Here is a 434-nt window from a genome sequence, read left to right as displayed (position 1 = left end):
GTTTTGGAAGACTGCAACGGAAATGCACTCGGCTCAATGAGCCCAACAGGACCGGACAACACGTTTGTCTACGACCTTGACGATGAAGCTCCGGTACTCGAAAACGTATCAGCTTCAGCAGTAGGCGAATGCCTCAACGGAGGAAACTTCGTGTGGACAGTAGATGCCTCAGACGATAACCTATTCTCACTTGAAGTGGATCATTCCCTTCAAAACAGCTTGCCGGAGTTTACGGTTTATGCCGATGCAGGTGATCCTTACGGAAGTGCACAGGCAGCCACAGATTTTGCCAATGCTGGTGTCAGCGTTATTTACGATGACGCCAATCAGACCTGGACGATCGACTTTGGTCCGGCTGTGACACAGCAGTTCATCGACAACGAAGGAATCACTTTCTACACCGTTTTGGAAGACTGCAACGGAAATGCACTCGG

Annotated in this window: 1 protein-coding gene; it reads left to right on the top strand. The window is 50.0% G+C overall.

Annotation, left to right across the window (positions count from 1 at the left end):
• The coding region (locus tag ABHV44_RS16230; protein ID WP_459075763.1) for a hypothetical protein at positions 1-434 on the top strand (434 nt) is incomplete at both ends.

It is taken from the genome of Halocola ammonii, assembly GCF_049334165.1.
Classification (GTDB): domain Bacteria; phylum Bacteroidota; class Bacteroidia; order Flavobacteriales_D; family Sanyastnellaceae; genus JBEGHD01.
Note: the sequence above shows the minus strand (reverse complement) of the source record. Positions and strands in the feature narration are given on the sequence as shown.